This is a genomic window from Rhizobium sp. Pop5 (assembly GCF_024721175.1).
Classification (GTDB): Bacteria; Pseudomonadota; Alphaproteobacteria; order Rhizobiales; family Rhizobiaceae; genus Rhizobium.
Map to the genome: position 1 here is coordinate 4,240,139 of NZ_CP099399.1, position 14,845 is coordinate 4,254,983.

General features: G+C 61.7%; 12 protein-coding genes. 1 reads left to right on the forward strand and 11 read right to left on the reverse strand.

The features are described from left to right. Positions 1–6: 6 nt before the first annotated feature. Positions 7–864, forward strand: a complete 858-nt coding sequence (locus NE852_RS22915; protein WP_008525182.1) for an NlpC/P60 family protein — start codon at positions 7–9, stop codon at positions 862–864. Here NE852_RS22915 and NE852_RS22920 read toward each other — a convergent pair whose 3' ends face one another. The 11 genes from NE852_RS22920 to NE852_RS22970 form a co-directional block, all read right to left on the reverse strand. Continuing rightward, positions 865–1,728 (reverse strand): ABC transporter permease, encoded by an 864-nt coding sequence (locus tag NE852_RS22920; protein WP_037171001.1) that lies wholly within the window; start codon positions 1,726–1,728, stop codon positions 865–867. 3 nt (positions 1,729–1,731) lie between these two features. Beyond that, complete coding sequence (locus NE852_RS22925; RefSeq protein ID WP_008525177.1) at positions 1,732–2,679, reverse strand: ABC transporter permease; 948 nt, start codon at positions 2,677–2,679, stop codon at positions 1,732–1,734. A 124-nt stretch (positions 2,680–2,803) separates the two neighbouring features. Next, positions 2,804–4,330, reverse strand: coding sequence for an ABC transporter substrate-binding protein (locus NE852_RS22930; RefSeq protein WP_008525175.1), 1,527 nt, complete (start codon positions 4,328–4,330; stop codon positions 2,804–2,806). 133 nt (positions 4,331–4,463) lie between these two features. After that, positions 4,464–5,384, reverse strand: a complete 921-nt coding sequence (locus NE852_RS22935) for a LysR family transcriptional regulator (protein WP_008525173.1) — start codon at positions 5,382–5,384, stop codon at positions 4,464–4,466. A 54-nt stretch (positions 5,385–5,438) separates the two neighbouring features. Further along, entirely contained in the window at positions 5,439–6,434 is a 996-nt protein-coding gene (locus NE852_RS22940) for a P1 family peptidase (RefSeq protein ID WP_008525172.1), read from the reverse strand. 126 nt (positions 6,435–6,560) lie between these two features. Then, complete coding sequence (locus NE852_RS22945) at positions 6,561–6,755, reverse strand: hypothetical protein (RefSeq protein WP_008525170.1); 195 nt, start codon at positions 6,753–6,755, stop codon at positions 6,561–6,563. 519 nt (positions 6,756–7,274) lie between these two features. Further along, positions 7,275–10,202, reverse strand: a complete 2,928-nt coding sequence (locus tag NE852_RS22950; protein ID WP_008525167.1) for an aminotransferase — start codon at positions 10,200–10,202, stop codon at positions 7,275–7,277. A gap of 116 nt (positions 10,203–10,318) precedes the next feature. Then, on the reverse strand, positions 10,319–11,203 hold the full coding sequence (purU, locus tag NE852_RS22955; protein WP_258156132.1) for a formyltetrahydrofolate deformylase: 885 nt from the start codon (positions 11,201–11,203) through the stop codon (positions 10,319–10,321). Positions 11,204–11,422: 219 nt separating this feature from the next. Next, positions 11,423–12,439, reverse strand: a complete 1,017-nt coding sequence (locus tag NE852_RS22960; protein WP_008525157.1) for an acyltransferase — start codon at positions 12,437–12,439, stop codon at positions 11,423–11,425. Positions 12,440–12,494: 55 nt separating this feature from the next. Then, positions 12,495–13,784 carry a hypothetical protein gene (locus tag NE852_RS22965; RefSeq protein WP_008525155.1) on the reverse strand — a complete coding sequence of 430 codons (1,290 nt, stop codon included), beginning with the start codon at positions 13,782–13,784 and terminating at the stop codon, positions 12,495–12,497. Between the two features lie 2 nt (positions 13,785–13,786). Then, positions 13,787–14,842, reverse strand: a complete 1,056-nt coding sequence (locus tag NE852_RS22970) for a glycoside hydrolase family 5 protein (protein ID WP_037170999.1) — start codon at positions 14,840–14,842, stop codon at positions 13,787–13,789. Positions 14,843–14,845 lie beyond the last annotated feature (3 nt).

Below are 14,845 nucleotides of genomic sequence, written 5' to 3' on the forward strand. Positions count from 1 at the left end.
ATGCGAATGACGATGCTCGACCGCCGCCTGCATGCCTATCGGCCTGATCTCGCGGAAGCGGAGCTTGAAGGCAAGATCGAGGCGTCGCGCTTCGTCAAAGGCACCCCGGCCCGCGTCGCCGTCGCCGTCGTGGCTTTGCGCCCCGAACCAAACCTGGCCCGCGGCATCGATACGGAGCTGCTTTTCGGCGAAGATGTGACGGTTTTCGATCGCGCTGATGGCTGGTGCTGGGTGAAGGCGGTTTCCGATGGCTATGTCGGCTATCTCCCGGCGGACACGCTCTCCCAAGGCAAGCCGGCACCGACCCATATCGTCACCGTGCAGCGCAGTTTCGTCTATCCCGAACCGGAACTGCGCAAGCCTCATCAGGCGATCCTGTCGATGGGGAGCCGTGTTCATGTTGCGGGCGAAGCGGAAGCGCGCGGCAACCACTATGTCGTACTTGAGGATGGAACAGCGCTCTTTTCCAGGCATGTGCAGCCGATCGGCGCCCTCGACGGCACCGATTACGTTGCCATCGCCGCCCGTTTCCTGGAGACGCCCTATCTCTGGGGCGGGCGTTCCGGCCTCGGCATCGATTGCTCCGGCCTCGTCCAGCTTTCAATGCTGATGACGGGCAGAAAGGCGCCGCGCGATACCGACATGCAGGCAGCAAGCCTCGGCGAGCCGATCGACCGCGCCGAAATCCGCCGCGGCGATCTGGTGTTCTGGAAGGGACATGTGGCCGTCTTCGAGGATCCGGAAACGATCCTCCACGCCAACGGCCACAGCATGACGGTGGCGCGCGAGAATTTCGAAGCCGCCGTCAAGCGCATCGGTTGGCTCTACGAACAGCCGACCGGCTACCGCCGTCCGATCGGCTGATCAGCGGCTCGCCTCGCGTGGGTCGAGAAGATCGCGCAATCCATCGCCGAGCATGTTGAAGCCGAAGACGGTAAACCCGATGGCAAGGCCGGGCAGGATCGCCAGCCACGGCGCCAGTGCCAGATAGGTCTGCGCGTCGGCAAGCATCCGCCCCCAGGTGGGCGTCGGCGGCGCCATGCCGAGCCCGAGGAAGCTGAGACCGGCTTCGGTGAGGATTGCCAGCCCGAGCTGGATAGAGCCATGCACGATGATCTGGCTCGTGATATTGGGCAGAACATGGCGCAGCGAAATGGCCAGGCGCGTGTTGCCGATCGCCAGTGCCGCCATCACATAGTCGCGGCTCCAGCTCTGCAATGCGGTTGCGAGCGTCACTCGGGCAAAGACCGGGATCATGAAGACGGCGATCGCGGTGATCGCGGTGAACCGGCCAGGCCCGAGAAAGGCGCCGAGCACCATCGCCGACAGGATCGGCGGCAAGGCGAAGATGATGTCGCAGATGCGCATCAGCAGCATCTCGAAAGGACCGCGGACCGCCGCCGCCGAAACGCCGGCGATGGAGCCGAGCGTCCCGCCGATCGCAACCGCGGTGATGGCGATCGACAACGAATTCCAACACCCCACCATCAGCATCGAAAGCACGTCGCGGCCGAACTGATCCGTGCCGAGCAGACCGAAGGCAAGCGGGGGCTGTAATTTATGGATGATCTGCATTTTCGCAGGCGGCAGCGGTGTCCAGACAAGTGACAACAATGCGACGCCGATCAGCAAGCCGATGATGACTGCTCCAGCGATCAGGCTCATTCGCCGGCTAAATTTAGAGCGCCGGCGTCGGCTGGCGATTGAGGAGGAGACGAAGGGCGCCATGCTTCACCGCGTCCTTCTCAATCTGGGATCGATCGCGAGGTAGGAGAGATCGACGATGAAATTCATCACGATGACGAGGCTTGCGAAAAGCAGCACGACGTCCTGCATCACGATAATATCGCGCTGCGAAAGCGCCTGAAGAGCAAGCCGCCCGAGGCCGGGCAGGTTGAAGACGTTTTCCACCAGCACCGCGCCGGCGACGAGAAAGGTGAATTGCAGCCCAATCACCGTGAGGATCGGAATCAGCGCATTCGGCACGATATGCCGCCACAGCACAGCGTTGCGCGAAAGCCCCTTGGCCACTGCGGTGCGGGCAAAATCTTCATGTATTACTTCGAGCACGGCAGAACGCGCCACCCGCGTCAACACGCCCGCCTGCGGCATGGCCAGTGCCACGGCTGGCATAACAAGCGCCTGCAATGCCGGCAGAAGGCCGGCGCTCCAGCCCGGAAAGCCGCCCGCCGGCATCAGACCGAGCATCGTCGAGAACAGGATGATCAATAGTAGCGCCACCCAGAAGGCGGGCACGGCGATGCTGATTTGCGAAAAGAAGGTTGCGCCGACGCCGAAGATACCGCCACGTCGCGCAGCAGCCAGTGCGCCGAGCGGCAAGGCGATCGCCACCGAAAGCATGATCGCCATCAGCGCCAGCGGCAGCGTCACCGCCAGCCGCTCGACGATCAGCTCCGCTACCGGCACTCCATAGGTATAGGACTGCCCGAGATCGCCTGAAAATACGCCGGCCAGCCACTGCCCGTAACGGAGGATCAGCGGCTGGTCGAGCCCGAGATCGTGACGCAGTGCCGCCAGCGTCTCCGGGCTTGCGGAAGTGCCAAGCATGATCGAGGCCGGATCGCCGGGGAGGAGGTCCATGACGGCGAAAATTAGAAAGGAGACGATGAGAAGAGTGATGACGAGATCGGCGAAGCGGCGGGCGAGGAGTGTGATCATGTGCGCCACGCTGCCGAGGCAGCTTTTAAGACTGCGTGGTAGCCTCCTCGCCAAGCTCTCGAAGTGACGCGACTGGTTTTGAACGGCAAACTGTCCGGCCTCCCGTCGCTCATCCCCATGCCTCTCACTCCCCCCAGGAAACCCCAGACAGCACATTGGAAGGAATCGGCTCGTTCTCCCACAGTCCCTTCAACTTGCTGTCCCAGACGCCGAGTTTCGGCATGACGAAGAGGTAGAGCGCTGGCACGTCCTCGGCGAGGATCTTCTGTGCTTCGCCGTAGATCGCATTCTGTTGCGCGGGATCGGTCGTCTCCTGGACCTTCCTCATCAAGGCGCTGACAACAGGGTTCTTGTAATTGAAATAATAGGGATCCCGCGAATAGATATCGATGTCGAGCGGCTCGGCATGGGCGATGATCGTCATGTCGAAGTTGCGGTCCTTCATGATGTCCTGGACCCATTTCGCCGGAAATTCCGTCGGCTCGATATTCATCGTCACTCCGATCTCGGCAAACATCGCCTGCATCACCTCAGCGCTGCGCGGCGCATAGGCCATCTGCGGCGATTTGATCGTGAAGCTGAAGCCGTTGGGGTAGCCGGACTCAGTCAGCAGCGCCTTTGCCTTCTCGACATTGTAGGGCAGCACGCCGGTCATGTCCTGATAGCCCGGATCGTTCGGCGTATAGTGGCTGCCGATCGGCGTGCCGAGGCCGGACCATGCGCCGTCGATCAGGGTCTTGCGGTCGATCGCCATCATCAGCGCCTGGCGGACGCGTTTGTCGTTGAAGGGCTTCTTGGCATTGTTCATGCCGGCGACGACCTTGAGTTCGGTGTTGCCGATCCTTGTAACCAGCCTTGCATCGCCGTCGAAGGAACTCATCAGTTCGGGTGCGGCAAATTCGGGGAAGGCATCGAGATTGCCTGATTTCAGCGCCGCGGCCTGGGCTTGAGGATCGGCGATGAAGCGGAAGGTGACCTTGTCGAGCTTGGCGGCCGCATTCTTGTTCCAGTAATCGGCGTTCCTGGCGAGTTCGACCTTGTCGCCCTTCGCCCAGTTTGCGAATTTGAATGGTCCGGTGCCGATCGGCGTCACTTTGTCGTCCGCGGCCGTCTTCGGCCCGATCATCACCGAAGCCGGCCAGCCGAGCCAGTAGATCAGGCTGCCGGTCGGCGCCGAGAGATGCAGCACCAGGGTTTCAGCATCCGGCGTATCGATCGAGGCGATCGAGGCGAAGAAGCGTTTCTGCGGATTGACCGAATCCTCCCCGCGGGCACGGTCGAGCGAGAATTTGGCGGCTGCGGCATCGAAGATCTCGCCGTCGTGGAATTTGACACCCGTCTGCAGCTTGAACGTATAGGTCAGGCCGTCGGGCGAAATCTCCCAGCTTTTCGCCAACTGCGGCTGAACCTTGCCGGCCTGGTCGATCGTCACGAGGCCTTCGAACACGTTCTGCCAGGTTACCTGGCCGATCGCCACCGGTGCGGCGATCGTCGGGTCGAGGCCGGTCGGTTCGACGCTCATGCCGAGATTGAGGGTGGTTTTCGTCGCTTCGGCCGGCGTCATCGCCGCCATCATCAGCACCGCCGAAACTGTAGCACTGAGGGAAAGCCGGGCGAGGCGTGCCGAAGTCACCAACGAAAGCTTGATCATCATGTTCCCTGTCTGGTCGCGCGAAAAGGCGAAGACCTCTAACGGATGAGTGCACACATAATGACGATATAATGCGTCTGGTGTAGCCGAAATAGCTACACAGCAAATCCGCCGCCAATGCAAGCTGGAAACATCAGTCTTTCATTTGCGCCTGGCCGCCGGTGCGCTCGCGTATGAAGCTCTCGATGAAGTCGAGCAGCGTAGCCGCGGCAAAGGACAGCTGCCGATCCGGGGCGACGCAGAGATCGACATGGGTGCGGATGCCTTTCTTGCCGGCGAGCGGAATGGCGCGGAGTTGGCCCGCTTCGATCTCCCGGCGAACGCTCAGCGCGGGCAGCAAGGTCGCCGCGGCGCCGCCGAGCACGAGTTCCTTCAGCATCTCCATCGAGCTCGTGACGAAGATGGGATCGAGGCTTAGCCCCTCCTTCGTAATCAGCGCGTCAAAAGCCTGGCGGAAGCCGAAGGAGTGATCCGGCAGCGCCAGCGGGTAATCGACAAGCTTCCTGAGTGGGATTTCGTCATATGCTGCCGCCGGGTGATGCGGTGTCACGATGAGATCATAGGCGATCTCCGAACGCAGCCGCACCTTGGTGCCGGATATGGCGGGAGCAAACAGCGTCACCGCAATATCCGCCTCCGCACTGCTCACCGCATCAACTGCCTGCCGCGCACTGGCGATCGTCACCGTAAAGCGCAGCTTCGGATATTTCAGGCTGAATTCGGCTAGCGCCGGCGCCAGCAGATTGGTGACGGTGGCGCCATTGGCATAGATGCTGACATGGCCGCGCTCCAAGCCCTTCAGGTCTTCGATCAGCTGCCGCACATGATCGAGTTCGCGCAGCGTACGGCCGGCACGGTCGGCGAGCAGCTCGCCGGCTGCCGTCAGCTTGACGCCGCGGGCGCTGCGCTCGACGAGGGGTGCGCCGAAAAGAGATTCGAGGTTCTCGATCTGTCGGCTGATCGCCGTCGGCGCCACATTGAGGTTTTCGGCCGCCTGGCGCATCGAGTTGGTCCTGACCAGCTCGTCGAAATACATCAGCGCCCGGATCTGCATTCACGTCTCTCCGTCATTCGGCATATTCGATCTTTTCGAGCGAACCTTATTCAATCAGCCGCTGTTCGGGTAGCGGTCGCGCCATGCCATCTGCGCGCCCTCGACCGGTAGGGCGGTTGCCTCGTAGACCCCGCGGGCGATCGCCCGCGCCATGACGATGGTGGCGAGATGGCAAAGCTCCATCAGGCTCGCCATGTCGTCTCTTCGATGTTTGGCCGTCGAAGCGGCAAAGAGGGTATCACCGTCGAGCGGGAGGTGCGCCGGCAGCAGCGCCCGAGCGAGACCGTCATGGCCGGCAAGCGACAGCCGGTGCGCTTCGGCCTTCGTCAGTTGCGCGTCGGTCACGACAGCGCCGATCGTCGTCGCAGGTCCGCTCATCCCCTTAAGTCGCATCCTGTGATCAGCCGCCGCAGGCATGCCGAGCCCACCGAATTCGCCGTCCTTTTCGAAGGGTGCCGCCCAGAAATGCGGTCCCTCGCCGATCGTTGCCGAGCCGAGCGCATTGACCGCGACGATCGCCGCGACGCAATGCCCGGTGCTGGTGATTGCGCTCGCCGAACCGACCCCGCCCTTGAAGGTGGCGGTCGTCGCCCCGGTGCCGGCGCCAACCGTGCCGAGCGCGAATGCGCCCTTGGCGGCGGTCTTCAATGCTGCATAGCCCAAATCGCGATAGGGGGAGTGAAGTCCCCAATCCTTGTCGCCGCCGTTCAGCAGATCCATCAGGATCGCTTGCGGTACGATCGGGATATTGACCGGTCCGACCGCAAAGCCGCGACCGAGTTCACGCAGGCCCGTCTGTACGCCGCCTGCGGCATCAAGCCCGAAGGCGGAGCCGCCCGAGAGCACGAAGGCATCCACCGCACTGACGGTCATGGAGGGGTCGAGCAGGCCAGTGTCGCGCCCGCCCGGTGCGCCGCCGAGCACCGTGCCGGAGGCGACGGCCGGTTCGTCGAAGACGATCGCGGTGACGCCGGAACCGAGCACGAGGTCGGTGGCATGGCCGACGGAGACGCCTTCAATGTCGGTGAGCAGATTGAGAAGATCGGGCAAGGATTGATCCTGGTGGCGCTAATTCGGCCGATAGGACTGCAATTGCCCTCAAAAAACAAGACCGGCCCTTTTTGCAGGACCGGTCACATCAGATAAGCCGCGAAAGTCGGTAGAGGCCTCATGCCGTCAGGCATGAAGCGGCTTTGGATGACGGCGGGTCATCAGGTCATGGATGGCCAGCCGCACCTCGTCGGGCGAGCGGAAACGTTGCTCGTCGAGGTCGTGGACATGGAATTTCACGGCGATGAACTTCAGCCGATCTTCATCGGGAATGACGATCCCAACGGGAACGCCTGCATATTCGATAACTTGCTTCTTCATAGATAGAACTCCTGCCGCGCGACATGCGCAGCCATGGCGAATTGACTTGTCTGGTACCGTTGAAAGGAGGACGAACGTCACATTCGACAGTTCGGGCGGGAGAGGGCGCCCGGACGGTCATTGCCAAGCACGGATCGCCCAAGGAGAGTGGCGAGAATATCGATGTCTGTCATGTCTCGTTCCTTGCGTTGGCGTTGTGCTTGAAGGGTCCCGGAAAAGCCCGGGGCCGGCGATGGCTGTCTTCAATATCTACTAACTTAGTAGAGATTACCCGATAGCCTGTCAGAAACATATTCCGAAACGTGTCAAAATATCGACGATCCGAAAAAATTCATTCCGTCTCAGTCGAACTTACAGAAAGAAACATATCAGCTCTTCGTAAAATTCGCATGACAGAATCGCAATCGATCGATCGTCGCAGCAGAGATAGGAAGCCTGTGTGATTCAGGCAATGGGCTTCATCGTTAAAAACCGGAATGCCGCAAAATGACCGATTTGGTTAACGCCGCAAGTCTCGCGTCACCAGCCTTCATCAAGCACCTTTTCCAGCATGTCGGCGAAGAAATCCGCGCTTTCGATGCTGAGGCAAAGCGGCGGTTTGATCTTCAGCACATTTTGGTGATCGCCGGTCGGCTGCATGATGACGCCAAGTTCGAGAAGCCTGTCGCAGATCGCCGCCGTCTCTTCCGTCGCCGGCGTGAGCGTCGTTCTGTCGCGGACGAATTCAAGGCCGAGATAAAGCCCCATACCATGTACGGCGCCGGCAATCGGATGGCGGTCGATCAGCGCCGCAAGCCGCGCCTTCAGATGATCGCCCACCGTCCGGGCATTTTCCTGCAGCCTCTCCTCGGCCATGATGTCGAGCACGGTCATGCCGGCGACGCAGCTGACCGGGCTGCCGCCGGTCGAGGAAAAGAAGCTGCCTTCCTTTTCCAGCGATTGCGCAATCTCGCGCGTGGTGATGACGGCGCCGAGCGGATGGCCATTGCCCACGCCCTTGGCGATGGTGATGATATCAGGCACCACTCCCTGCTGCTCGAAGCCCCAGAAATAATGGCCGAGCCTGCCATAGCCGACCTGCACTTCATCGGCGATGCAGAGACCGCCGCGGGCGCGCACCTGTGCGTAAATCTCCCTGATATAACCTTCCGGCAGCGGAATGCCGCCGGCATTGCCGTAGACCGATTCGCAGATGAAGCCGGCAAGGCCTTCGCCGCCAGCGTCGATCGCTTCCAGCACCGGCGCAGCAGCGTCGAGATAGCTCACCGCGGTATCGGGGCCGCGGAACAGCCCGCGATAGGTATTCGGCGAAACGACGGTGTGCACCCAGCCAGGCCGCGTGGTTAGCGCCTGAGGGTTGTCGGCAATCGAGGTCGAGACGGCGTCACTCGCCGCCGACCAGCCATGATAGGCTTCGAGCAAGCAGAGCATGTTGCGGGTGCCGCTGTGAGCCTGCGCCAGCCGGATTGCCAGATCGTTCGCCTCCGAGCCGCTGTTGACGAGAAAGACCGTGTCGAGCCCGTCCGGCGCGAGCGCCGCGAGACGTTCGGAAAATTCGGTGATCGCGGCATAGTGAAAACGGGAATTGGTGTTGAGCCGCAGCCATTGCGCATTGATCGCCGCCGCAAGTCTCGGATGGCCATGGCCGAGAATGGTAACGTTGTTGACCATGTCGAGATAGGCGCGGCCCTCGACATCGAACAAATGCTCCCTCCAACCACGTTCGATCTGAGGCGGCGCTGCGTAGTAGTTCTTCTGCGGCCTTGCAAGATGCGCCTGCCGCCTGGCGAACAGCTCGGCAGCTGCCGGATGCGGCGCATCCCCGTCCCGGCCGAGAAGCTGCGACGGTGAGGGGCAGATCACTGACCAGGCTGCGGCCTCGCGCGGCGTGGCAAAGAGCGGCGGTTCAAGGCCCGCGACGCTGCAAAGCTGGACGCGCAGTCCGCCGAGCGAGAAAGCTTCGCCGAAAACCGCACCGAGCGGATCGCCGGCGGCGACCTCGGCCCCATCCTCGACCGCGGGGTGCAGCCCGTCGAGATGCAAGGTCACGTTTTCGCCAGCGAGGGTCAGATGCTGATCCTTCCAGCCGATACGGCCGGCAAAGGGGGCGGCAATCGCGCTTCCCGCGGCAAGGCAAATGTCGACATGGAGGGCGCAGGTCGCCTGCCCCTTCGCGGCACCCAGGCCGGCGCGGGAAAGCCGATATTCGCCGTAGCGCGTCGCGGCCGTGCCGTTTTCGCTTGCGGCGCGCGCAAGCAGCCTCCAGTCCATGTCCGCATTCAGCCAGTTGCCGGCGGAAAAATAGGGGCTCCGCACCCCGAGATCGACGTAGGCGATCCCCTCGGGATCGATGTCGGGCAGCAATGGCAGCCACCCCGATGTTTCCGGAACGGCAACATTGGCGCCGGCCGCCTTGAGGATCGCTGCTTCCATGAGTTCGAAGGGGACAGACATTGCCGTATCGAAGATTGTCCGCTCGTGGTGGAGATTGCCGCGGACGTAATCATTCTCGGGATCGATCGAAAGCTGCTGCTCGCCGCTTGCGACGAGAATGACCGCGCGTGCGACGATCAACGGCCAGAGCGCTTTCAGCTCCTCCTCGATCAGCGGATAGATCGCCTGATAGGCCGTGACGGCGGGCAGGATATGAAAAGGGTCGCCGTCGGCCTGATGCAGCAGCGCCGCGCATGTGACGGCGAGGTCGCCGACCAGCCAGCCGCGAATGATATCGCCGAAATCGATCACCCCGTCGGGGATCGTGTGGCCCCGGGTGTCGCGATGGCCGACGACATTGTCGCCGGTGACGTCGTGATGCACAGCCTGCAGGCGAAGCGACGGCGCCAGGGGCTGGATGCGGCGAACGGCCATCACCATGGTCTTGGCGATCCGGTCACGCGCGGCGCTGTCGGTGATGGCGGATAGCAGCTGCACCGCGACCGGCCCGGCGCGCCGGAGATCCCATTGCAGGCTGCGGTCGAGACCGGGATGGCTGAAATCGGCAAGTGCCTGCGCCAGCCGCGCGCAGAGCGCGCCGAGGGCGGCGACGGAAGCCGGCGCCACATATGCCAATTCTGTTAGCCCCTGGCCTTCCAGATATTCCAGCAGCCGGACCAGATAATCCTGCTCGCGCACGGTGACGGTGACGATCTCCCGACCGTCATTGGCGGCGATCACATCAGGAACGCGCGGCGCGTCTTGCTTGCCTTTGAGATGGTGGATCGCCGCATTCTGGGCTTCCAACTCGCGGGTCTCGTAGGCGGCATGGCAGATCTTCAGCACGTAGCGGCCGTGATCGGTATCGACGCGGTAGTTTCGATCCTGCTGGCTGCCGAGTTCCGCGAGAGTGCCGGCTATTCCGTAATGGGCAAGGAGAATCTCTTCCGCGTCCGCGACGGTAACGTCGGGACGCGGCAGCGCCATGCGATCAACAAGCGCCTCGTCGGTCATGACACCCCCGCAGCATGATTCGATTACCTATTGGGCGAGATAATCAAATACTTGCCGCTGGCAGGCAACGGGAGATTGTCATTTGCCAGCAAAAGAGATGCGAGGTCTGGCCGCCTTCAGCCCATGCGTTCGGATGCGTAGCTTCCGGGGCTTGCCGGGAAGACCACGGTGCGGTTGCCGTTGATGAAGGTGCGGTGGTGGATATGGGCGTGGATGGCGCGCGCCAGCACCTGGCTTTCGACATCGCGGCCGATCGAGACATAGTCGTCGGGCGACTGCGCATGGGTGATGCGCGCCGTGTCCTGCTCGATGATCGGGCCTTCGTCGAGATCGGCGGTGACGTAATGGGCCGTCGCCCCGATCAGCTTGACGCCGCGGCCGTAGGCCTGCTTGTAAGGGTTGGCGCCCTTGAAGGACGGCAGGAAGGAGTGGTGGATGTTGATGATCTTGCCCGACATCTTCTGGCACATTTCGTCCGACAGGATCTGCATGTAGCGGGCAAGCACGATCAGCTCGGTGCCGGTCTGCTCGGCCACCTCCATGATCCGCGCCTCAGCCTGCACCTTGTTGGCCTTGGTGACGGGAATATGGTGGAAGGGAATGTCGTGATTGACGACGACCTTCTGGTAGTCGAAATGGTTGGAGACGACGCCGACGATGTCGATCGGCAGGGCGCCGATCTTCCAGCGGTAGAGCAGGTCGTTGAGACAATGGCCGAAGCGCGACACCATCAAGAGCACCTTCATGCGCTTCTCGCTGTCGTGGAATTCGTAGTCCATCTCGAAGGGTGCGGCGACGGCTGAAAAATCGGCGCTGATCTCGGCGCCGGACAGTCCCTCTTCGGAAATGAAGCTGACGCGCATGAAGAACTTGCCGGTATCGAGATCGTCGAACTGGCTGGAGTCGATGATGTTGCAGCCCTTCTCGGCCAGATAACTCGAAATCGCCGCCACGATGCCGCGCGTCGATTTGCAGGATACCGTCAATACATAGCTTCTCATGTCTTTTCCTCTTCCCTCTGCAAGGCCGCCGCCGTGCTTAGATCAAAGCCCGGGCCGCGAATAGGCCGGCGCACTTTCATTCATGCGACAAATTGCAAGAGAAACCATCACGCTTCTGCAAGCTCTCTCATTGCCAAGTCTGAAGCTTAGAAGAAGTTGCGCGAAAGACTGTGCCGCCAGCGCCGCCGGCATGCGTATTCTCGCCTTCGGCGACTGAAGTCAGGCGGGCGGACGACTCGCGACCGCTACTTTCCGTCGCGGCGTCGTGATTTCGTGGATGATCGCGCCGCCGATCGACGAGAGCACCAGCGAGAGGATCACGAAGAGCACCGGCTGCTGCAGGATGCCGATCGGCAGTCGGTCGGCGGCGATCCTGAGGAACGCGAGCGTGAAGGCGTGGGTGATATAGATGCTGTAGGAGCAGTCGCCGAGATAGTTCAGCCAGCCGATGACGGGCAGTTTGGAGAAGTCGATGGAAACGGCGCCGTAGATGATGAAGATTGCCGGGATGCCCCAGGCATAGAACCGGCTTTCCGGGCGCATCAGTGCCTCGTTGATGAAGAGAAACGCAAAGCCCAAGGCAAGTGCGGCCCACGCCCAGCGGCTCGGCAGCAGCATCTTCTGTCCGTAGAGCCAGCCGAGCACGACACCGGCCAGAAATTCCAGGATGATCGGCTCGCCGTAGAAGCGGGTGGCCGTAGTACCAGGCAGCAGCCGGCAGGCGATCAGGATCACGGCGAATATGGCAAGCATTGCCGGGATGCGGCGCGCTTCCTGGAGCGGCAGCAGCAGCGCAAACACGAAGTAGAAGAACATTTCGTAATTCAGCGTCCAGCCCGGCACGATGACAGGAGCGATCATCGTGGGATCGGCGGGATTGATCCAGGGCAGGAAGAACAGCGAGGCGACGAGATGCGGCAGGTTGAACACCGTGGATTTCAGGAGCGACGGCGCGACAAGGGCCACAGCCGCTGAAAACAAAGTTGCCAGCCAATAGAGCGGCACGATCCTTTTGATGCGCCGGCGGGCAAAATCGGCCGGGCTCATCGCACGCCCGCTCGTCGTCAGCCACATCACGAAACCGCTGAGCACAAAGAAAATGTCGACGCCGGTTTCGCCATAGATGAAAGCGGTAGCGTCGATCCCGGGATTGACCTTGGCAAGCTGCAGTATCGCATGGAAATAGACGACCATGAGCGCCGCGACGGCGCGCAGATATTGAAGCTGGACAAGCATCGAGCGTCTTGCTCCCTCGGGCTCGCGGGCGCCGGTCTTTCCCGTGCCGCTGCGGTCAACTCAGTACATCTGCCGCACGACCCTGCCGGATGCGCGGGCTGTCGTGGAAGCGCATATATCCGACGACGAACCACAGGAGCCCTGCGATCTTCATCGAGAAGACCGCGGTTCCCCCGATCATCATATTCAGAAAAATGAAAAGAGAAAGTGAATGGGCGCAGCGCCGCTGTGCTGCCGTGCGTCCGGCCGGAAAGAGGCAGACGAACAGCCAGAAGGCGATGACGCCGAAGATCGTCGCCCCATAGATCAGGTAGACATAGCCGCTGTCGGCGAAATCGGCGATGCGATCGACTGAAAGCCCGAGAACGGCGAGCGGATCGAGATCCATGATCTTCTTCATCGTCAGGTTGATGCGGCCGGTGAAATTGTCACCCGTCGCATTGGGCTTCAGCACGTAGACGAGGAAACCTGCGGCAACGATCAGCGGCATGAGCGCCAGGTTGAAATTCTTCGGGATCTTCGGAAAGACGAAATAGCCGACGATGCAGGCAAAGCAGAAAATCAGCATGGTGCGGGTGTCGTTCGTCACCAGGATCAGGACGGCGGTGCTGATGCAGAGCAGCCGGTCCCAACGGCCAAGCCTTTCCCAGGTGGAAACCAGATAGATTGCGATCACGCCGCAGAAATTGGCGAGCGACACCTGTTCCAGGAAGATCGAGGACGAGCGGTGGTCGATGATGCCGAAGGAGAAGCGCTCGGGAAAGCCGAGCGCGTTCTGGAACAGGCCGGTCTTGTTGAAGCTCATCGGCAGCAGCCCGCGCGTATTGGCGAAATAATCGGACGGGTGGACGATGCTGACATAGAACGGCACGCTGATGATCTCGAAGATCAGGAAGACCAGCACGACGAGGCTTGCCCAGCGAAAGGCGAGCTTCATCGTTTTCTCGTTGCTCCAGCTTCCAAGCCCGGCAAAGCAGAAGATGATCAGCACGTTGCGGAAATGATCGATGAACGGCATGCGGTTAAGCACGCTGATGTAGATGGTCACGACAAGTGTGAACAGCAGGAAGAGGAAGGCCGGCAGGTCCGTTTCGTAGATCCCCTTGTGCAGGATGTAGATGATAGCGCTCGCCATGATCAGGCCTTCGCTGGCGGCGACATGTGTCATCGAAAGCTGAACGATATTGTGGTTGATGAAGGCGAGAATGCCGTTGTAGAGCACTGAAAGCAGACCGAGCCAGAGCACCGGATAATCGACGCGCGATGCCTCGCCGGCCGCATCGAGCCGGCCGGTTACAGTGCCGGTGATTGTGAAACTCGCAGTCTTGTGGTCGCTGACAGCCATTCTCAGTTCCCCGCCGGTTTGACGGCAGTGCACGCGCCCGCCTTGGCTTTGGCGTTTACCGCCTCAGCGAGAAGACGCATCTGGGGCCGCTCGGCGCCGCCATGCGGCTGAATGTTGAAGGGTTCGTCCGCAGGCCACCATTCCCCGGCGGCCCAATAGGACCAGCCGAGCCAGACGTCGTTATTCCCGGACATGGTTGCATAGATCTTCGTCAGCCCATCAAGGCAGTCCTTGTCGGTCGAAGCCCCGAATTCCCCGAGAAAACCACGCTTGTGGTTGCGCTTCAGCCAGGCAGTGAACCCGGCGATCGCCTCGACCGCCGCGTCCGCACCCTCGCAGGTCGGGTGGGTGCCGGAAGAATCGGCGTCGAGATACTGGTGGACCTCGAAGGCGTAGAAGTCGAGCGGATCGCGAACGCCGAGCATGACGGTGCCGTTGGCGCCGCCGATCACATCCTTTTCCCAGCTGGCGGCCCCGCTCCACGCGGTGCCAGGCACGAGGATCAGATTGCGCGCGCCGGTGGCGCGGATACTGCGGATCGCCGCATTGGCGGCATTGAGCCAGTCGGTCGCCTTGATGTCGTGCGGCTCGTTCATCAGGCCGAAGAGAATGCCGTCCCGATTGGCGAATTCGACGGCGAGTCTCGCCCAAAAATCGGCGAATCCGCCATTCGTCGCCGGCGCCGTGCCGAGCTGAGTCTTGTCGTAATAGCCGAAATTATGCGGGTCGAGCAGCACCGCCATGCCGTGCTTGCGGATCAGGCCGACGGCATCCTTGAGCCGCTTGATTTCGCCGTCGTCGAGCCGCCCGCCAAGTGCTGGCTGCAGCCGCTCCCAGCGGAAAGGCAGCCGGATGATCGTCATGCCCTTTTCGCCGAAATAGCGGATCGTTTCCTCGCTGGGATAAGTATAGTTGGTGCCGTATGTGCCGCCGCGCTCGCCATATTCGCCGCCGGAAAGATTGACGCCGCGATAGCAGGGGGCGCCGGCCGCAAGCGCGGACGACGGGGCGAGGGCGGCCGCAAGCAGCAGCGCCATCAGATGTCGTGTCGTCCTCATGGC